At 38.8% G+C, this 21,100-nt stretch carries 16 protein-coding genes and 1 riboswitch; of the genes, 6 read left to right on the forward strand and 10 right to left on the reverse strand.

Going from position 1 to position 21,100, the window contains the following annotated elements; all coding sequences use genetic code 11:
• From I6760_RS06390 to pflA, 6 genes are all read left to right on the forward strand, one after another.
• Nucleotides 1-732, forward strand: coding sequence for an amino acid ABC transporter ATP-binding protein (locus tag I6760_RS06390; RefSeq protein ID WP_196594788.1), 732 nt, complete (start codon nt 1-3; stop codon nt 730-732).
• A gap of 102 nt (nt 733-834) precedes the next feature.
• Nucleotides 835-1,827, forward strand: coding sequence for a porphobilinogen synthase (gene hemB, locus I6760_RS06395; protein WP_196593665.1), 993 nt, complete (start codon nt 835-837; stop codon nt 1,825-1,827).
• Nucleotides 1,828-1,875: 48 nt separating this feature from the next.
• On the forward strand, nt 1,876-3,198 hold the full coding sequence (gene hemL / locus I6760_RS06400; RefSeq protein WP_196593666.1) for a glutamate-1-semialdehyde 2,1-aminomutase: 1,323 nt from the start codon (nt 1,876-1,878) through the stop codon (nt 3,196-3,198).
• 28 nt (nt 3,199-3,226) lie between these two features.
• Nucleotides 3,227-3,298 (forward strand): hypothetical protein, encoded by a 72-nt coding sequence (locus I6760_RS13130; RefSeq protein ID WP_456320149.1) that lies wholly within the window; start codon nt 3,227-3,229, stop codon nt 3,296-3,298.
• A gap of 86 nt (nt 3,299-3,384) precedes the next feature.
• Nucleotides 3,385-3,463, forward strand: a riboswitch (ZMP/ZTP riboswitch).
• A gap of 104 nt (nt 3,464-3,567) precedes the next feature.
• Nucleotides 3,568-5,799 carry a formate C-acetyltransferase gene (gene pflB / locus I6760_RS06405; protein ID WP_196593667.1) on the forward strand — a complete coding sequence of 744 codons (2,232 nt, stop codon included), beginning with the start codon at nt 3,568-3,570 and terminating at the stop codon, nt 5,797-5,799.
• Nucleotides 5,800-5,852: 53 nt separating this feature from the next.
• The gene (gene pflA, locus I6760_RS06410; RefSeq protein WP_196593668.1) at nt 5,853-6,581 is read left to right on the forward strand and encodes a pyruvate formate-lyase-activating protein; all 729 of its coding nucleotides are present in this window, start codon (nt 5,853-5,855) and stop codon (nt 6,579-6,581) included.
• Nucleotides 6,582-6,671: 90 nt separating this feature from the next.
• On the opposite strand, the gene I6760_RS06415 is transcribed toward pflA, so the two are convergent.
• The 10 genes from I6760_RS06415 to I6760_RS06460 all read right to left on the reverse strand — a co-directional run bounded on the left by I6760_RS06415 (nt 6,672) and on the right by I6760_RS06460 (nt 21,082).
• Nucleotides 6,672-8,231, reverse strand: coding sequence for an ABC transporter permease (locus I6760_RS06415; protein WP_196593669.1), 1,560 nt, complete (start codon nt 8,229-8,231; stop codon nt 6,672-6,674).
• A 127-nt stretch (nt 8,232-8,358) separates the two neighbouring features.
• Nucleotides 8,359-9,387 carry an ABC transporter substrate-binding protein gene (locus I6760_RS06420; protein ID WP_196593670.1) on the reverse strand — a complete coding sequence of 343 codons (1,029 nt, stop codon included), beginning with the start codon at nt 9,385-9,387 and terminating at the stop codon, nt 8,359-8,361.
• Entirely contained in the window at nt 9,384-10,355 is a 972-nt protein-coding gene (locus tag I6760_RS06425) for an ABC transporter ATP-binding protein (protein ID WP_196593671.1), read from the reverse strand. The genes I6760_RS06420 and I6760_RS06425 overlap by 4 nt, the downstream gene beginning before the upstream one ends.
• Nucleotides 10,356-11,098: 743 nt before the next feature.
• Nucleotides 11,099-13,438, reverse strand: coding sequence for an FAD-dependent oxidoreductase (locus I6760_RS06430; protein ID WP_196593672.1), 2,340 nt, complete (start codon nt 13,436-13,438; stop codon nt 11,099-11,101).
• A 16-nt stretch (nt 13,439-13,454) separates the two neighbouring features.
• Nucleotides 13,455-15,086: a glutamate synthase-related protein gene (locus tag I6760_RS06435; protein ID WP_196593673.1), complete on the reverse strand. Its 1,632-nt coding sequence runs from the start codon at nt 15,084-15,086 to the stop codon at nt 13,455-13,457.
• Nucleotides 15,074-16,180, reverse strand: a complete 1,107-nt coding sequence (locus I6760_RS06440; RefSeq protein WP_196593674.1) for a class II glutamine amidotransferase domain-containing protein — start codon at nt 16,178-16,180, stop codon at nt 15,074-15,076. The genes I6760_RS06435 and I6760_RS06440 overlap by 13 nt, the downstream gene beginning before the upstream one ends.
• Before the next feature lie 688 nt (nt 16,181-16,868).
• Complete coding sequence (locus I6760_RS06445) at nt 16,869-17,783, reverse strand: M23 family metallopeptidase (RefSeq protein WP_196593675.1); 915 nt, start codon at nt 17,781-17,783, stop codon at nt 16,869-16,871.
• 281 nt (nt 17,784-18,064) lie between these two features.
• Nucleotides 18,065-18,901 carry an MTAP family purine nucleoside phosphorylase gene (locus I6760_RS06450; RefSeq protein WP_196593676.1) on the reverse strand — a complete coding sequence of 279 codons (837 nt, stop codon included), beginning with the start codon at nt 18,899-18,901 and terminating at the stop codon, nt 18,065-18,067.
• A gap of 41 nt (nt 18,902-18,942) precedes the next feature.
• Nucleotides 18,943-19,974 carry a cyclic dehypoxanthinyl futalosine synthase gene (gene mqnC, locus I6760_RS06455; RefSeq protein ID WP_196593677.1) on the reverse strand — a complete coding sequence of 344 codons (1,032 nt, stop codon included), beginning with the start codon at nt 19,972-19,974 and terminating at the stop codon, nt 18,943-18,945.
• A gap of 16 nt (nt 19,975-19,990) precedes the next feature.
• On the reverse strand, nt 19,991-21,082 hold the full coding sequence (locus I6760_RS06460; RefSeq protein ID WP_196593678.1) for a radical SAM protein: 1,092 nt from the start codon (nt 21,080-21,082) through the stop codon (nt 19,991-19,993).
• Nucleotides 21,083-21,100 lie beyond the last annotated feature (18 nt).

A 21,100-nucleotide genomic window follows, 5' to 3' on the forward strand; every position in this document is an offset into this window, starting at 1 on the left:
ATCTTGGAAGTAAGGCATTTAGTAAAATATTTTGGTGAACGTGAAATATTAAAGGATATAGATTTTAAAGTGGAACAGGGAAATGTAATAAGTGTAATTGGTGCGTCTGGTTCAGGTAAATCAACAATGCTGCGCTGCATAAATTTATTGGAAATACCGACTTCAGGAGAAATTTCCTTTGAAGGAAAAAATATTTTGGATTCGCATACAGATATCGCATTATATCGTACAAAAGTAGGAATGGTGTTTCAATCATTTAATTTATTTAATAATATGACAGTCTTGCAAAATTGCATGGCTAGTCCTGTGACTGTACTGAAACGCAATAAAAAAGAAGCTAGGGAGAAAGCAATGGAATATCTGCAGAAGGTGGGCATGGCGCAGTATATAAATGCACGGCCGGACCAGCTTTCGGGCGGGCAGCAGCAGCGTGTGGCGATTGCCCGGGCATTGGCAATTGAACCACAGATATTGCTTTTTGATGAGCCAACTTCAGCTTTGGACCCGCAAATGGTAGGAGAAGTTTTAAGTGTAATGAGAAGTTTGGCTGATGAAGGACTTACCATGATAATTGTTACGCATGAAATGGCTTTTGCCCGTGATGTTTCTACGCGTGTTATATATATGGCTGACGGGGTAATAGTTGAGGATGATACGCCGCAGGAGATTTTTGGCAATCCTAAGAATGACCGGACAAAAGAATTTTTGGCACGTTTTACCGATAATAGATAATACTGTTGGATTGGGATACAGAATAATTTGTGATATAATATGAATCAGGTTCAATATTTTTCTAAAAGAGGTGACGAAGAGGAGCTATATCCTCTTAAGTTTATGAATGAAAAAAATTTTCCCCAAAAATTACGTCCCCGTCGTATGCGTATCACACCGGCAATTCGTTCTATGATCAGAGAAACAGAAATTTCTGTAAAGGATTTTATATATCCTATTTTTGTTGTTGCCGGTAAAAATGTTATGCAGGAAATACCAAGTATGCCTGATTGTTACCGCATATCAGTTGATAATGCGGTGAAATTAGCCAAAGAGATATGGCACTTGGGAATACTGGCTGTAGAAGTGTTTGGCCTGCCGGAATATAAGGATGAAATCGGTTCTTCCGCATGGGATATGAAAAGTCCGGTGCAGCGTGCTATCGATGCCATAAAGCAGGCTGTTCCTGAAATGACTATTGTGGGTGATGTGTGTCTTTGCCAGTATACAACACATGGTCATTGTGGTAAACTGTGCGGGCATTATGTAGATAATGATGCCACTTTAGAATTACTGCAGAAAGTTGCGGTGAGCCAGGCAAAGGCTGGTGCTGATATAGTTGCTCCGTCGGATATGATGGATGGAAGAGTGGCGGCTATTCGCCAGGCACTCGATGATGAAGGTTTTATAAACACATCTATTATGTCATATGCGGTAAAATATGCCTCGGGATACTATGGACCATTCAGAGATGCAGCAGATTCTGCACCATCTTTTGGTGATAGACGTTCATACCAGATGGACCCGGCAAATGCACGGGAAGCGATAAAAGAAGTCGATCTTGATCTGCAGGAAGGGGCCGATATGATCATCGTAAAGCCGGCACTGGCATATCTGGATATAGTAAGACGAGTACGGGAACATATAAATCTGCCGCTTATTACATACAATGTAAGTGGTGAATATGCTATGGTCAAGGCGGCGGCTAAAAATGGCTGGATTGATGAAAAACGTATTGTCCTTGAAACTTTGACAAGCATGAAAAGGGCTGGGGCCGACAGTATAATAACATATCATGCTATTGATGCTGCTAAATGGCTGCGGGAAAAAGAATGATATGAATGTTTTTAAGTAAGAAGGATTTTAAGGAAAGCTGGGAAAGTTATGCTTCATTTGGAAAAGTCACACGCGGCCTTTATTGAAGCGAAAAAATTGATGCCGGGCGGAGTGAATAGTCCGGTGCGTTCATATAAAAGTGTCGATTGTGATCCGCCGTTTATTGATCATGCCAAAGGCAGTAAAATCTATGATATAGACGGCAACGAATATATTGATTATGTCGGTTCATGGGGGCCTATGGTAGTAGGCCATGCCCATCCTAAAGTTGTTGAAGCTTTGGAAAAGGCAGTGCAGAAAGGAACTAGTTATGGAGCTCCAACGCTGCTGGAATCGGAACTGGCCAAGATGGTTATGTCTGTTTATCCGTCAATAGAGAAGATTCGTATGGTTAATTCCGGTACAGAAGCCACAATGAGTGCTATTCGCGCGGCGCGCGGCTATACAGGTCGGGAAAAATTTGTTAAATTTATCGGCTGTTATCATGGACATGCAGACAGCCTTTTGGTTAAAGCAGGTTCGGGTGCAGCTACCTTTGGTGTGCCTGACAGCCCTGGTGTCACTAAGGGAACAACAAAAGATACTGTTACAGTCCCTTACAATGATACGGCGGCGATAACGAAGGTTATGGAAGAACAGGGAGATGAAATTGCGGCCATTATTGTTGAACCTGTGGCAGGAAATATGGGATTGGTTTTACCTAAACAGGGATATTTGCGGACACTGCGGGAACTTACAGAAAAACATGGAACAGTTTTGATCTTTGACGAAGTAATGTGTGGTTTTCGTGCTTCACTGGGGGGAGCACAGGCGGCTTATGGCATAAAACCAGATATGACATGTCTGGGAAAGATAATTGGTGGCGGACTACCAGTAGCAGCTTACGGTGGAAAAAAAGAAATTATGGACATGATTGCCCCGATTGGACCGGTTTATCAGGCAGGCACCTTAAGTGGCAATCCTCTGGCAATGACAGCAGGTATTGCTACATTATCTATACTTACGGCGGAACCAGAGGCTGGTCAGCCTGACTACAGTCGTATGCTGACATTGAAAACAAAGAAATTACTGCTGGGCATGCAGGAAGCTGCACATAATGCAGGTATAAAGATCCAGATACATCAGGCGGGGTCTATGTTTGGTATATTTTTTAATGAAAATGAAGTTTATGATTATGATACTTCGGCAGCATCAGATCAGGAAGCATTTAAGGTTTATTTCAAAGCGATGCTTGAACAGAATATTTATCTTGCTCCATCACAATTTGAAACTTTGTTTGTGAGTGGTGCGCATACGGAGGAAGATATTGAAAGAACAATAGCAGCCTGCCGAAATGCTTTTAAGAAAACAGCAGAATTTTTGCAGAAATAAACTGTAACAAGATTTGGAAGAAAATATTATGGCATATTCTGTTGCAATAAGGGGTGTCAGGCATACTTACCGTGACAGGGTAAAATCAATTAACCGTTAAGAGTAAATTAACTATGGGAATAAATATTAACAGTTGACATTATAAAAATATTTATTTATAATATCGATGTAGAAAAGTTTAACTAACAGTAGATACGGAACTGGCGGAATTGTGGGTTACCACAGGGGACTGTATCACTTAAAGTCGGCCGCCTGGGCAGAGGTACATTTGCTCAGGCGGCTTTTTGTTTGTCCTGAAAATGTATTTCTATAATTGATCTAAATTTTTTGACGAAGATGAAAAAACATTTGTTTTAGGGAGGACACATCATGAGTGATTATTGGATTGATTTTAAAAAAGGCAGATGGCAGAGCGAAATTAATGTAAGAAATTTTATTCAAAAAAATTATACACCATATGAAAATGGTACAGAATTTCTTGCAGGGACAACAAAAAGAACTGAAACAGTATGGAATAAATGCAAAGTACTTTTAGAACAAGAACGGGCAAAAAACGGAGTGCTTGATGTTGATACAGAGAAAGTATCATCAATTACATCACATGCTCCCGGTTATATAGATAAAGAAAATGAGGTTATTGTTGGATTACAGTTGGATGAACCGTTAAAACGCGGTGTTATAGTTAACGGTGGACTGCGTATGGCGGTACAAGCCTGCGAAGAATATGGCTATGAACTCAGTCCCAAAATAAGAGAAATTTATTCTAAATATGTAAAAACACACAATGATGTAGTGTTTTCCTTATATACACCTGAAATGCGTAAAGCCCGTTCATTAGGACTTTTAACAGGGCTGCCTGATGCTTATGGTCGTGGGCGTATAATAGGGGATTACAGGCGCATTGCCCTTTATGGGATAGATGCTTTGATCAAGCAAAAAGAAGATGATAGGATAATTTCTTTTGCGGGTGAAATGTTAGAAGAAACAGTTCGGTCAAGAGATGAAATTGCGCAGCAGATAGCAGCATTGAAAGAATTGAAAGCAATGGCCAGAACTTATGGTTTTGATATAAGTTGTCCTGCTCAAAATGCAGTGGAAGCAGTACAATGGATATATTTTGGCTATTTGGCAGCAGTCAAAGAGCAGAATGGAGCGGCAATGTCGCTTGGACGGGTATCAACATTTATTGATATTTATATAGAACGTGATTTTAAGCGGGGAATATTGACAGAATCCCAGGCGCAGGAAATTATAGACCAGTTTGTTATAAAGCTTCGTTTAGTACGTATGCTGCGTACGCCGCAATATAATGAACTTTTTGCAGGTGACCCTATATGGGTTACAGAAGCCATAGGCGGAATGGGAGAAGATGGGCGTACTCTGGTCACAAAGACATCTATGCGTATGCTGCATACACTTATTAATCTGGGGCCAGCTCCGGAACCTAATATGACGGTACTTTGGTCACCACGTCTGCCGGAAGAATTTAAGCGTTTTGCAGCAGATGTTTCAATAAAGACAAGTGCGGTTCAATATGAAAATGATGAAGTCATGCGTCCGGTTTACGGTGATGATTATGGCATTACCTGTTGTGTATCGGCAATGAAGCTGGGAAAAATGATGCAATTTTTTGGGGCAAGAGCAAATTTAGCTAAATCCTTATTATTAGCTATAAATGGAGGAAAGGATGAAAAAACCAATAAACAGCTTGCACCGGAAATGTCATTACCACAGGGTGAATATCTTGATTATGAAGATGTCAGAAAAAAATATTCCCAGGTATTGGAATGGCTGGCAGGTCTTTATGTAAATACAATGAATATCATTCATTACTCGCATGACAGGCATGCTTATGAAGCCGAACAAATGGCTCTGCATGATAGTAAAATCGAACGTCTTATGGCTTTTGGTGTAGCGGGATTATCTGTTGCTGTCGATTCACTTAGTGCGATAAAGTATGCAAAAGTAAAACCTATCCGCAATGATGCTGGTGTGGCAGTTGATTTCACCATAGAAGGAGATTTCCCTAAATATGGCAATAACGATCCACGAGTAGATGTTTTTGCCAAAGAAATTACCCATGAATTTATTACTGATCTTAGAAAATATCCGGCATATCGCGGAGCAAAGCATACTCTTTCAGTATTGACAATAACTTCAAATGTAATGTATGGGAAGAAAACTGGTACAACGCCTGATGGCAGAAAACTTGGAGAACCATTGGCTCCAGGGGCTAATCCGATGCATGGACGTGATAAAAATGGTGCTTTGGCAGCCATGAAATCGATAGCAAATATATCTTATGATGATTGCCGTGATGGTATTTCCTATACATTTTCCATAGTTCCCGGTGCTTTGGGAAAGACCAGTGAAATACGTATAAAAAATCTTACAGCATTACTCGATGGATATAGTAAATGTGATGCACACCATATAAATGTAAATGTACTTGACCGCGCTGTACTTCAGGATGCTATGAAACACCCGGAAAAATATCCGCAGCTTACAATAAGAGTATCCGGTTATGCAGTTAACTTTATTAAACTTGATCGGGAACATCAGGAAGAAGTTATTGCCCGGACATTTTATGAAGCTATTTAAAGGCAGGATTAATAATTTGTAGTCATTTGGGGCAGGTATAAAGGAGAAAAACAGTGAAGGGATATTATCACTCAAAGGAGACATTTGGAACAGTTGACGGCGCGGGGATTCGATACGTTCTTTTTTTAGCAGGATGTAATCTGCAATGTGCTTTTTGCCATAATCCTGACACATGGAAACGTGGTAGTAAGATGATTGGCAGCCAGGAAGTAATTAATGAAGTCAATGAATACCGATCCTTTTATGAAGCATCAGGCGGTGGTTTTACGATGAGTGGTGGAGAGCCGATGATGCAGCCAGAGTTTGTGGCAGAGGTTTTTCATCTGTGTAAAAAAAATAATATTTCCACGACTCTTGATACATCAGGATTATGTGCTAAAGAAGCATTTATGAAGGTGCTGCCTTATACGGACCATGTGTTGTTTTCCTTAAAAGCAGCTTTACCAGCGCTGCATAGAAAATTAACGACGGTAAAGACAAATACAGCGATTATTGAAAATCTGTGTATTGTTGCCAAAAGAAAACCTGTAACGCTTAGGTATGTTGTAATGCCGGGAATTACCGATTCTGAAATTGAAATAGCGGCATTTATACATATTATTCGTTCTTTGCCGGCGATAGATTTATCTGTGGATTTATTGCCGTACCATAAAATGGGTATACCTAAGTGGAAAGCATTGAAAATGCCATATTCACTGGATTATGTCGAACCTCCAAGAGCAGAAGTAATGGCAGAAGTAAAAGTTCAGCTGACTGCTGCCGGTATACGTATGGCTTATTGATTTGTCGCAATCATAATCCTACATTGAATAATAAATGAATACAGTTTAAAGATTCATTATTATAGATTTTATTTTGCAACTAATCTTTTATTAAATATGATATTTTTGCTGTCTATGTTTTTTATCAGTAAATATGTTCATACATAAAAAAATAATAAGAGTCAAAATCATACAGAATACTGCCATGCACATTCCTAGAGAAACATCGCCCTGCTCAAACTCGTTCATTATAAATGTAGATATGACTTGTGTGTTAGTTGGTGCCATGAGGCTTGGCGCTACTAGTTCGCGTAAAGATACGATAAATATCATCATCCAGGAGGCAAACATTTCACGTGAAATTAAAGGAATAATAATACGCAGTAATATGGATATAGAGTCAGCACCGCAAACACGGGCAGCAGAAATAAGTGATGGAGATATCTGGAAAAGGGCAGCTTTAGTATATTGGATAGCAAAAGGAAGGAAAAGACATATATATGCTAACAATAATATGCCTTTAGTATTATATAATGGAATGATTAGTGAAATTTTGTCCCAGAAAATCATTATACCAAGTGATAAAACAATACCAGGAATCATAGCAGGAAGTAAACTGATGCCTTCTATCAACTGGGCAGTTTTACTATTTTTATGCCATATATATATTGCAATCATTGTACCAAATAATACAGCAATGCATGCTGCAATAAAGGACAGACATAAGCTATTGACCATGGCATCCATTGCTTTATTACTGTGGGAAAAAAAGAAATCTTTATAATGAATAAATGACATATTACTCAGTGCCAGTCCTTTTCCCAGTAGTTTCATAAATGATACTGAGAATACGGTAAACCAAGGAATTATTGCCGAACAGAAAAATAAAAACAATAGAAATAATTTACCGACTATTGGTATTACACGTTGTTTATCATATTGAACGATTGTCCTTTTCGTTCTGCCACTAAAATCATATCCTTTCCCACTAGATACCCGTTGCAAGTACCATGCTCCCAGGCAGATTATTGTTAGAATGATCGACAGTGCCGAGGCACTGCCAAACTGTATTGGAGCCAATGTTGCCATATCATGGATACTTGTTGTGAATACGGAAAATCCTATACGCTGACCGAGTGTTGCTGGTGTGCCATATTCAGATAATGTACGGACAAAAATGAGAAATGCACCAGCTGCAAAACTCGGAGTTAGCAAGGGGAAAAGAATTTTAATAATTCTTTCTTTAAGGGACGCACCGAAAACAGCAGCACTTTCTTCCATGGATACTGGGATTTCAAGCATAGCATTTTTCAATATGGTGACAAGAAAGGGAAATCCATGGAGACTCATAACAAGTACAAGTCCTTCTAGTGAGAAAAAATGTACAGCTGCTGTAGCAGCCGATGGCATTATTTGTTCTAATAAACCTCTTTTTTGCATAAATAGTATCCAGCCCATTGCTGCAATATAAGGTGGTGTCATGAAGGGAATCAGGAATATGATATCTAGCCAGCGCTGAACGGCAGGTGTTGCCCGTGATATGAAATAAGCAGCAGGCCACGCTATAATGGAGGAAACTAGTGTAACAAGTATTCCCAACAAAAGGGAATGAAAAATAGTAATATCATTCCCGGGAATACTCCAAGCCTTTATGGCTTCGCGTATATCCAATGTACCAATAGGGAATACAGCTGTTCGAAAAATACTGAGTAGAGGCAGTAAAATAAGGATAAAAAGAATGCCCAACAAAAAACATGTTGTTGCATTCTTTCTTATTATATAATAGTATTTTTCCATTTTATTGTCCAGGGTGCATCAATGCTGTAAATTTTTTCATAATTTTTGTTGATTGCTGTGTCATCTGTTCCCAATTGGTTTTTATTTGAGTAATGGAGGAAAGCGGTATTCGATTGTTTTGGATAATATCGTTGCGACCGGGCAGTAAATATGCTGCAGCTATTAGTTTTTGGGCATCTTTCGAGAGCAGATAATCCATGAATTTTTTGGCATTTTCCTGATCAGGAGCAGCTTTCAGGATCATGGCTGGCCGTGGATTTACAACTGTACCACCTTTGGGATAATAAATAGCAATAGGTTCGCCTTTTTTTATATAAGAAAATGCATTATAATCAACACCAGCAATTAATATTCCTTTTTCGCCAGTAAGTACTGATGATAGAGCAGCTTTATTAGCACCTCTGATATGCATACCCTGAGCAGCCATTTCGTGCAATATTTTCCAACCGTTGTCACCTTTTGCTGTAATCCATCCATCAATAAAATCCTTGCAAGATCCTGATTTTTTAGGGTCTGGAATTATCATTTGATTTTTATATATTGGATTTGTAGCTAATTCATTCCAGTCTGCATCAAGTTTTGGAAAAATAGAAGTATTGTAAATAACTCCTACAGCAGATGCACTTATACCATATATCATATGGTTATTATCTTGCCATTTGGCAGTTAGTTTATCGGCATTCTTTGGTTGATAGGCCAGCAAAATATTTTGCTTTTTTAATGACAGGCCGTCAGACCATGATGCCAGCATTATCACATCAGCTTGTGGATTTCCTTTTTCTGCTTCTAATCTGGCCAGGATTTGTCCAGTTGTACCTTGGAATTGTTCTACTTTAATACCGGTCTTTTTAGTAAAATCAGCAGCAAGCTTATCGTCAAGACTGGCAGGGCTTGGCATATAGATAACGACTTTATTTGATGATTTAGTGGGTGCCGCCTGGCTATTTACAGAATTTCCACAGGCAGCTAAAAGTGCACATATCGAGATAAATACGAGTATTGCGATTATTCTTCTCCCAAAAATTTTCAATTCTTTTTTCCCCCATTTATATTAATAATACTATTTGGTGATATATATATATTAATAATACTTCCTTTTTCCCGCTGGCTATCAGTATAAATAGTCCAGATTTTATCTCTGTAAAGGAGGTTTAATTCATAATATCCACCCATATAATGTACATTTTCTACTTCAGTACGGAAGGAAAGGTCTCCCTGCTGCCTGGACATATGGATAGATTCAGGTCGAAACATTTGATTTTCTCCTAGCCAGTTGGATTTTCCAATAAAAGAAGCTGTAAATAAAGTAGCAGGATTTTCATAGATAGAACGTGGCGTGTTGTATTGCTGAAGAATACCGCTGGATAATACAGCTATATGATCTGCCATACTCATTGCTTCTTCCTGATCATGCGTAACTAATATAGAAGTCACATGAAATTTAGCAGCTAAACGCTGCAGTTCCTTCCTCATTTCAATTCTCAGTATGGCATCAAGTGCTGACATTGGTTCGTCAAATAAAATACAGCTGGTTGTGCAGGCAATAGCACGAGCTAAAGCGACGCGTTGCTGCTGCCCGCCGGATAACTGATCGGGATACCGTTCTGAAAAATGTTCCATATGGACAGCATGTAATATGTCTGGTACTATTTGAGGTATAGTATTCTTTTTCTTTTTCATGCGAAGGCCAAAAGCCACATTATTATATACAGTCATATGCGGCCATAGAGCCATGTCTTGAAATACAAAACCAAGGTCTCGTTTCTCCGGAGGTATAAAAATATTATTTTCTTTTGAAAAAACGAGTTTATCATCAAATAGAATATCCCCGCTGTCAGGCTGCTCAAGCCCTGCAATCATACGCAGCAGCGTTGTTTTACCACATCCGGATGGGCCAAGAATTACAGTAAAAGAATGTTCTTCTATTATCATAGATAAATCAGAGATTATAGCTTGTCCCCCAAAATTTTTGTAAATATGTTTCAGTTCTATTTTCATTATGTTCCCCTCTACCGTATCCAATACTATTGGATAGACTCACATACATTAACAGTAACATAGAGTGTACATATGATTGTTATTAAAATGTAAACAAAATATTAAAAATACAAATATTATTATTAGTAATGAATAAAATAAAAGCATATAAAAAAGTCAGTCATTAATAAAAATTATTAATGACTGACTTTTTTTATTTAAGACTATAGAAATATATTATTAAGGCAATTATTTGGCTTGATAAAGCCAGCAGGCAGCTGCCAATCCATGTATAGTGCTAAACTCAGGCACCGGTAAATGAACCGGTTGCCCCGCCTAAAAAAACGTTATCATATATACAGCAGTATTGCGGCTGCGGGCATTTTCATTTAATTGGCGAATACGAATATGATTGCTCACGTTATATGATGTGGCAGCGGAAAAAGAGATAAAAAAAGTGATAAATCATCCTTGGGTAGGTAAATTATCTTTTGAACATACAGTGTTCTTAACACCGGAAAATAATTTTAAAATATATAGTTAAATGGCATTGCTTATAAAAGTGATGCCATTTAAACATCCCTGACTAAAAGGTGTTCTTCAAATAGATATGCTGTGCTTTTATTTGATGCCAATCTGGTTGCTATACTGTCCATTTCTGCTATAAAGGAATGAGGTTGCCGCTGAAGTAAAATTACTTGATGCGACAACCCCGCTATCGATTTTCGGTCAATTATTAAATTATAATATCAGATCGTGTATTCCTATTTTGTTTCACCGGTGCGGTACATTTTTATAGGTTCATCATTTGCTTTTAACTCCCATATACCACAAGGGCATATACCGGCGCAGATGCCACAGCCGATACACTTTGCCGGATTGGATTTATATTCGATAATTCCCATACCGTGATCTATTCTATCAATGGCTTTTTCCGGACATGCTTTTTGACAGGTTTTGCAGTCACGGCAGGTCCCGCAGCTTACACAGCGGTCTACATCTCCAGTTGGTTCAGGGATATCATCATGGTGATATTTCTCAAAGAATTCTTTGCCTAATGTCTGTGCAGGAACTTCTTTTTTTTCAGGGAAATCAGGCACTGATTTTTGCATGACGTAAGCATCTGCGTAATAAGCTGCTTTATTTCCTGAACCGATAGCATCTACTAAGCGGCCTGGTTTTATGATATCACCCGCGGCAAAAACGCCATCCATGATGGTATTGTCTTTTGCTGGGACGAGCCAGTCGCGGAATTTCTTTATTTGCTCATTTTGCGGGAGATAATCTAAAATAGGTGCTTCACCGATAGACACGATGACCATATCACCCTTTACAAATCTGCCAGTATTATCGTAAATACCTTCATCAGTTATTTTGGTGGTCATAAAAGGCCAGATAAGTTTGCCGCCTAGTTTTTCTATATGGTCAATTTCATTGGCAAAAGCAGCGGGTTTTTGCACATCAATACAGGTGACAGTTTCTGCTCCCATATCATAGGCACCACGGGCTGTATCCATTCCCGAATTTCCGCAGCCGATAACAATGACATTTTTGCCAACTTTAGGATGTTCACCACGATTTACTGCCTTTAAGAAAGATAAGCCCATGATTAATTTTTCGGCACCTTCCCAAGGGAAGTATCTTGACTTATGTCCGCCTGTTGCCAGGATAACAGCATCATTTTCTTTTTGCAAGGCAGTAAATTTGTCCTTGTCTATTTTACATTTGGGAACAAATTTTACGCCGGCAGTTTCTATGCGTTTTAATTCTGCCTGTAATAATTCATGGGATAAACGGGCACGGGGAATTACCTGTTCTAATTTACCGCCGATTGCATCAGCGTCATCATATACTGTTACGGAATGTCCCCGCTGGATAAGCTGCCAGGCAGCTCCCAGACCGGCAACGCCACCACCGATAACGGCAATTTTTTTACCGGTTTTTTTGTCAGGAATAGTTATTTTTGTATATACTGATTGAAAACCTAAGGAGCCAATTTGTACTGCTTCATCAATTTTTCCGCGGGTACATGCCTCCATACAGGGATTAGGACATACTGATGCACATACAGAGCCGGGAAATGGAGTATATTCAAGAATGAGCTTTACGGCTTCTTCCTGGTTATCTTTACGCAGCATTTTATAGCGCAGTTGTGTAGGAATATGGGCAGGACAGGCAAATTCGCATGGAGCAGCGTATTTGGCATTGTTCCACATGGGAACGCGCTGACGATAGAGTCCCTTTTCGACCAAGTTTTTTACAGCAAAATCATCTACGGCAACATCACTGAACATCCCACCCTTTATCCATTCATTTGAGCGAAAAGTTTTCATGTCAGTATGTTTTACCGATTGTCTTTGTTTGGTTTCAAAAGATAAAGGACTTAATTTGTGCCATTGTTTCCAATCGGATAATTCCGTTCGCAAATCCAGCTTATTGATAGATGCCAGAAATTCATCCATGCCGTTGTTAAGGAAAGTAATGTCATTATCATTTAATTCTTCCAGCATGATATCAGCAGGATGATCGTGTGAAAGGCCTCTAAAATAAACAGTACCGCCTACCATACCAACACAGGGACGTTCACCGAGTACGGAAGTGAAATTTTCACTGTCGAATCCGCATACTACGGCGCGGCCGCCACCCATAAATTCGAAAGAAAAACTGCCTACATTTTTTAATATCCATAATTCTGGTTCTTCATAAAGTGGGTCATGCTTCATTAAAGAACCTGTACGAGTGCCGCCTCTGCCGCCGATATATATTTTCCCACCGGCAGAACAATGACCAGCAGTATCTCCGGCATCACCGTTTACTATTATTTTTCCGCCGGCATTAAGCCAGCCGACATCTGCCGATACTGAACCATCAGCGATGATTTCTGTATTATTAAGACACATTGACCCGAGCCGCTGTCCCGCATTTGTTACATGAAAATGAAGTTTTTTACCTTCAGGATGCCATAATGGACCGCCGATATCATGCTGACCTGAGGCAGCTATTTCAAAGTCTGTTTCGCCATCAGCTACAGCACTGCCTATAGCAAGTAGCAGATCCTGAGTGGACATGCGGTCATGTCCTTTTATCGTATCTAATTTAAACATATCTTACTGTTCCTCCTCAGCATACGTATTGAATACCTAATTGTTCGGCAATGGCCTTGTCGGTTGATACCAATGCATCGCTGCGTCCTACAGGTAAAGAGCTGTTACCAATAGGTGCCATAAGTTTACGTAGTTCTTTATCAAAAGTAAGGACATAATCAACAATTTTCTGTGCACCGCGGTCTACATCAAGGCGTTTCACGAGACGAGGGTCCTGAGTGCAGATGCCTGTTGGGCATTTGCCGGTATTGCAAGCATTGCAGCGTCCGTGTTCATTGCCTACACAGCCTAATAGTTGAGTAAGCAGTCTGCCGATAAATACACCGTTAGCACCGAGGCAGATCATTTTGAAAGCATCGGCAGCGGCATTACCGGTCATGCCAATACCTCCGCCTCCATAGAGAGGAATTTGTCCCTGCAGGCCTTGTCTTACAGCAGCAAGATAACAATCACGAATTTTAGATACAATCGGATGGCCTGTATGATCAAGAGAGATTTCATTAGCGGCCCCAGTACCTCCTTGTATTCCGTCAATAAAGAAGCCACCGCATATCTGATAGGGATCACGTAGCAAATTATTGTAAACGGATACGGATGTTGCAGAGGCAGCACATTTTATAGCAACAGGGACTCTAAAGCCAAAAGCAGCATTTAATGATAAGTGCATTTTTTGGACAGATTCTTCTATGGAGTATAGTCCCTGGTGATTTGGCGGAGAGGACAGGGTGGCTTTAGGAACGCCGCGGATGGCTTGTACGTGTTCAGCTACTTTGGCTGCCTGTAGTAACCCTCCATCGCCTGGTTTTGCTCCTTGCCCAATTTTTATGAGGACACCGGCAGGGTCTACTTTCATTTTAGGCAGGGCTTTTATTATTCTGTTCCAACCAAAATGTCCAGAAGCAATTTGCAGTATCATGTATTTAAGCTGTTCCGATTCCAGTAATTTGCTGGGCATGCCGCCTTCACCAGAACTCATGCGGACTGGAAGACCACATTTTTCATTAAGATAAGCTGTAGCCATGGCAACAGCTTCCCAGGCGCGTGTGGATAAAGCTCCAATTGACATATCAGAAAAGATGAGCGGGTATATCCAGCGTACGGGAGGTGCCTTGTGGGCCATTGTTAGTTTACCGTCCTTTAGCGTAAAAGGAAGGGATTTAGCAGGCAGTACACGGCCAAAAGGAGCTCTGATATCAAAAGTATGCCGCTGCGAATCAAGTGCGGGGTCAGTCATTTGACTGATACGTCCGACGATTATATGATCAAGTGTGCGTTGTGCATTAAGATTAGTTCTGCCGCCGCGTTTTATAGGGCCATCGTCGCGTGATAATAATGTCTGGCGATTGTCATAATTCCGTACAGGCTTGATAGCATTATTGGGGCATACTTTTTCGCACATACCACAGCCGATACAAGCATTGGCAATATTTTTAACCTGTTTTATTACTGGTATAGTTTTATGCGAATGTAAAGGATTTGGTTTTATATCTTCAGAATAAATTTTATCGACACGCATGACCCCGGCTTGTATGGCTCCTATTGTACAGGTGGAGATACAGCTGCCGCACATTGTACAGCGTTCAGCAATATATTCAATATTCCATTTTAAATCGGCTTTACCAATATCCTGTATTTTTATTGCTTCCATCTTTGCACCTCCAGATCATTGTCAATAACAACTACTTCTCTTTCATTAGGATAAATATCTTTTGTCATATCACGATCAGGCATAATTTCGTTTAGACCGCAGACTTCTGAAGATATAGCAACCGTTGTATCAGTTCTTCCAACAACGACAGGACGAAGTTTTTTGGAATCACAGCAGGTAAGCATGCGGCCGTCAGGTAGGTTGGCAATGATAGTATTAGGGCCATTTATTTCCAAATGCGCCAGAGATTGTCTAATGGCTTTTAATACATCTTTGTCTTCACGTTGTTCGATTTCGGCGAAAGGCAGGGGCGTAATAACATCCTTATAATATTTTATCGGCCATTTTAGTTCATGCAGTACATAATGAAGTGTATAAAGAAAATTTTGCGAATCAGATTCAAAACCAACATATCCTCGATGCAGAGATTTTTGAAATTCTTTATTTTTGGTATAAAATGTATTTTCACCATTAGCACAAAGTGTATAGCCTTGCAGAAAGAAAGGGTGAGCAGCATAACGCACAATATCGTAATTGGTATTTTGACGGCATTGAACAACAATACTTTTTGCCATTAGGCAGCCATTATCATCCCAAAGTCTGAAATACGTTGCTATATCACGTGGATCACCAATTTCCTTGAGCGTCAGGACATCAGGCCAGAAGGAATATACATAGCCTTCATCGGCATTTTCCAGAATCTGACGTAATTTTAATCGGATATCTAAAAGTAATTCTTCTTTTTCTGACATTGGTTTATCCCGATAATATTCAGGATAGTCATAATTTCGGAAAATGTAATATGGCATTGCTTTTATATCAAGCCCCGGCTGGTCATTTGGTACTGGAATCCATTCTGAAACCTGTTCAAAATTATGACTGTCCATAAAGTCTTCGACCATTTGTGCGCCGCGCTGCGTGCAAGCTAATGAAAGCAGTGGTTTATCTTTATATGGTGTAAAAATACCATATAAATCCTGCATAACCATGGCAAAACCGGAATTATCATGGCCTTCTTGCTGCGGCAGCATAAGATATAAAGCTTTTGATGGACTAAAAGCTACTTTACTTTTTATTGAACCTATTCTACACATATAGTTCGCCCCCAAATAATACACAATATCAATAGCATCAGGTAAGATATTAAATTTACAGACTAAAAAATCATATATTGGCAATAAACCAATATATGATGCATCAGCATCGATGCTGATTTGCTTGTCGCAATAAAAGGCATAAATTCCATTACCAAAAAACATATGTTGCTATATAATTATATAAAATGATTAAAATATGAATATAGACGCATATATAATTATATTAATGTATTCTTATACTGTCAATAAAAAAATTCCTATTTATCCGTAAAATATTGTATTCTTTAAGCATTTTGCTTAGAATAAGTATTTGTTAATATAAAAATATATGTATAATATACATATATGGCATAAATATACATAAGAAAAACGAAACGTAATAAAAATAATATAATGTATAATTGTAATTATAATGGTGGATTATAAGTAAAAGAATATATATTTATAAAAAATATGTATTGAATTGTATTACAGTATACAAAATACCTATAAATAATAAAAAATATTATTTAATTTATATATTTTTAGTTATTTTGTATATTTTTACATTGGAAAGATTTCTTCATAATAAATAGGAAAATATATTATAAAAAATAGTAATCTTGTAAACAAAATACACTATAGCGTATAAATATGCTATAGTGTATTTGCTTTAGATAATAAGTTAATTTCCTATTTTTCCATATTATAAATAACCAGCTGGATTTACAGGTCGACCGTTAATACGCACTTCATAGTGAACATGAGGTCCAGTACTGAATCCGGTACTGCCCATATAAGCGATGATTTGACCACGCTGTACATGTTGTCCTACTGATACGACAACACTCGAGGCATGTCCGTAACGGGTCATTACTCCGTGTCCGTGGTTTATATCGACCATGTTTCCATAGCCACCGGAATTCCAGCCAGCTGCAGTTATTATTCCATCTGCAGTAGCTCGGATTGGTGTACCATAATTATTGGCGATGTCAATGCCTGGATGAAAGTCAGTGCCATTCCAGCGAAAACCATAAGGAGAGGTTATTGTTCCTTTTGCAGGCCATCCTAGAGGAATAGTATAAGCTTTTTTAACGGCAGTTTCCTGCTCGTTGTGTTTTACCATAAGAGCTTGACGAAGATCTTCTAAATTTTTTTGGTGTACAGTCATTTGTTTTTGAATGTTGGAAAGAACTTCAGATAAGTTTTGTGTGTTGGGGGCTATCCATGGACCGCCTTGCCCACCTTTTCCTAATTTATCAACATTATCGGTTGGTTGAATATTTATGTTAGCAATGGATTTTAACTCATTTTCTGTAGAAGTCAGCTTATTCAAAGTATCTTGCATTTTACTGGCTTTTTGTGCCAGATCAGTGAGCTGTTCTTGCTGGATTGTATTAGCCTTCTGTAGTTGCAAAATTGTTTGCTGGTTTACTTTATTAGAAAAAAAAGTATAGCCGGCAAAACAAAATCCTGCAAGCAATAACAATACAAGGATGATAAGGGAAACTAATCCATATTGCAAAAGTTTTGCGGTAAGATGGATACTACGAGTGGTACTGCCATCACCAGAAATAATTTTTATTGTATAGTCATGGAACTTTTGGGTGTTGCTAGACATTAGGAAAATCCTCCATGTATCAGAAGTTTACGATATAAAAATACGCAAACCTATATTTATATGAGTCTTTATAATATGGTTATAGATAAATTTTTATAGTTAACTAATGCAAAAATTGATTGATCAGATAATTAAGCAGTCATTAAATCAGTAGTAATATCGCTGCGATTTTCCCAAAATTACCAGTAAAAGGCAGTAGTAAAGTTGTTCTGCCGGAGGCATATGATATTGCGGGAAATAGTAAGACAAAAAACAAAGAAAACACGAAAATAAACAGTGAATTATGTTTCATCGTAGATACCTTTCAGTAAGGTTTCCTTTCGCAGGGAAAGACATTCACAGGACCGTTTATCTGGCAGACTGCGTATAGTATTGAGGATTATATTACCAATCATAGGTGCGTCATCATAAAATATGTCTTCCAATTCATCATGTGACCAAGATTTTCGTATACCTTCACCATAATTAACTACATAATACAATCCTGCATAGCAGGCACCTATTTCGCGTGCCAGATAAACTTCCGGACAGATGCTTTGTCCCACTATATCTGCACGACCGTTTAGCATAGCAATTTCGGCAGGACTTTCAAAATGGCGACCGTCTGTATTGGCATATGTGCCACGAGTGAAAATACGTCCCTTAAAAAATTTTTTTGTTGTTTCAATAAGTGCTTTTCGTATTTGTGGGCAAAGTGCATCACGCATTACCAGTAGATACTTGCCTTCGAGTCCGACATCTTTACGAACAGATAAATCAAGATAATCATCAGGAATGAGAAAGTCGCGCGTGTCCAATAGTTTGTTTATTGTTCCCACGCCGCCTTCAGAGATAATCCTTTTTACGCCTGCTTCACGAAATATCCAGAATAATTGTCTTGAAGCATCAGCACGACTTACACCGCTGCGCCAGCCATGCATTTTACAGGTAAGTATTTTTTTAGCGGCAACTGAAAATAAACGCAGTTCAGATGATTGGCCGTAAGGTGTATCAAAAATCAGATTGTCAGCAAGAATATGCACATCTTCGTCAGTTGTATTTGCCGGGAAATTACTGGATAAGGTACCGGAACCGCCGATTATGGCAAATTCTGCTGAAGGAATGATTTTTTTAATCAAATAATTTACCTCCGTTTATATATAATAGATTTGTATAGTAGTCAATCATACATCTTTATGATATTGTAAGCTGTATCTCTCTGGGCGGGGATTTTGTCAGCTTTGCGTATGAGGTCAGACATAGTATTTACTGACATTTGATGCGATGTTCCAGCAGCCTTGACAACATTTTCCTCCAGCATAATACTGCCAAGATCATCAGCACCGAATGCCAGTGTCATTTGCCCTATGCTTTTGCCTTGCGTAACCCAAGAACCTTGAATATGGCTGATATTGTCAAAATAAAGACGTGACACGGCCAGTGTTTTTAAATAATCCCAGGAAGATGTCTTTTTACCGCCTAGTTTGGTGTTCCCTGGTTGAAAAGTCCACATAATAAAAGCACGGAACCCATTGGTTTCATCTTGCAGCTGGCGTATTTTTTGCATATGCTCAATGCGTTCCTCAATTGTTTCGCCTAGACCAAGTACCATTGTGGCTGTTGTTTTCATTCCGATCTTGTGGGCACAGCGCATAATATCAAGCCAGTCATTAGTCATTATTTTTTTAGGACTGACTATTTGTCGTACTCTGTCAACAAGAATTTCAGCTCCGCCGCCGGGAAGAGAGGAAAGTCCGGCATCTTGGAGCCGTTTTAATACTTCAGTGAAAGAATAGCCCGTGATATTACTGAAATGTAATATTTCCGTAGCGGTAAAGGAATGTATGACAACGTCAAATTTCCTTTTTATGGCCCGGAGAACATCAATATAATATTGAAAATCTACATCAGGATGCAGTCCACCCTGCAGCATTATTTGTGTTCCACCAGCGTCAACTGTGGCTTGTACCTTTTTTAATATATCATCTATAGATAATAAATATGCACCTGGGTCGTTTTGCGGGCGGTAAAAAGCGCAAAAGTTACATTCGTTTATGCAAATATTAGTATAATTAATATTCCTGTCAATTATAAAAGTTACGATATTATCAGGGTGCATTTGCCGGCGAATTTTATCAGCCTGCTGTCCTAAGGCCAGTATATCACCATTCTTTAATAGCGAGATGGCTTTCTTGTCAGATAATCTTTCCATAAAAAATACTCCTTATTTAGTTTTTATTTACTGGATTATATAAGGAATCACGTTCCACTGGAACATAGCCCGCCTGTTGAATTATGTGGGTGAGATCATCTTTTGTCATCATATTGCTTTCTTTAGCTCCGGCGGCATGAATGATTTTTTCTTTGCCTACAGTACCATCTAAATCATCGGCACCAAAAACCAGGGATAATTGTGCTATTTCTTTAGTAAGCATTATCCAAAAAGCCTTAATGTGATCAATATTGTCAAGGATAAGGCGGGAAATAGCAATAAATTTAAGGTTTTCCCATGCGGTGACTGGCTTTATGATATAGTTTAAAGCTAATTTTGTATGCAGTGGATAAAAAGGAAAAGAGATAAAGGCATTAAATCCGTTAGTTTTGTCCTGAATATCGCGCAGCTTGAATAGATGGTGCAGGCGATGTTCTTTGGATTCGATATGTCCATATAATATAGAAGCATTAGTAGGTATTCCCATACTATGTGCTGTTTCTACAACATTTATCCATTCTGCGGAGGAAGCTTTTTCAGGGCAGATGATTTTTCTGATATTATCATCTAGGATTTCGGCACCCCCACCGGGAAGGGAAGACAGTCCGGCGGCTTTTAATTTTTGCAGGACTTGTCTTATAGAAAAGCTGCTGATTTTAGCGAAATAAGCAATTTCAACGGGTGTAAAAGCTTGTATATGGATTTGAGGAAGAATGTTTTTTATTGTTTGCAGTACTTGAATATAATATTCAAAATTAATATCGGGATATAAGGAACTGACAACATGTATTTCTGTTAAATGGGGGTCATTATGCCAGGCAGCTTTGACCGATGCAGCAATATCCTTTAAAGATAATAGATAGCCTTTTTTACTGCCTGGTTTTACAGAAAAAGCACACAATGGGCATAATGCAGTACAGGTATTGCTTAGATTTATGTGGTGATTAATATTGAAATATACGTCCTTTTTGCTGTGTCTTTCTTTTGCGGCCCTTGCCCACTGGGCTAGATCCAAGATAGAAGAATTGTTATAAAGCAGCATTGCCTCATCAAAGTTTAGGCGAGAGCCGTTTTCAGCTTTTTTTTCAGCAATAGTCAAATTGTTCATGGTGTACCTCACTTATCA

This window comes from Pectinatus sottacetonis (assembly GCF_015732155.1).
Taxonomy (GTDB): Bacteria; Bacillota; Negativicutes; order Selenomonadales; family Selenomonadaceae; genus Pectinatus; species Pectinatus sottacetonis.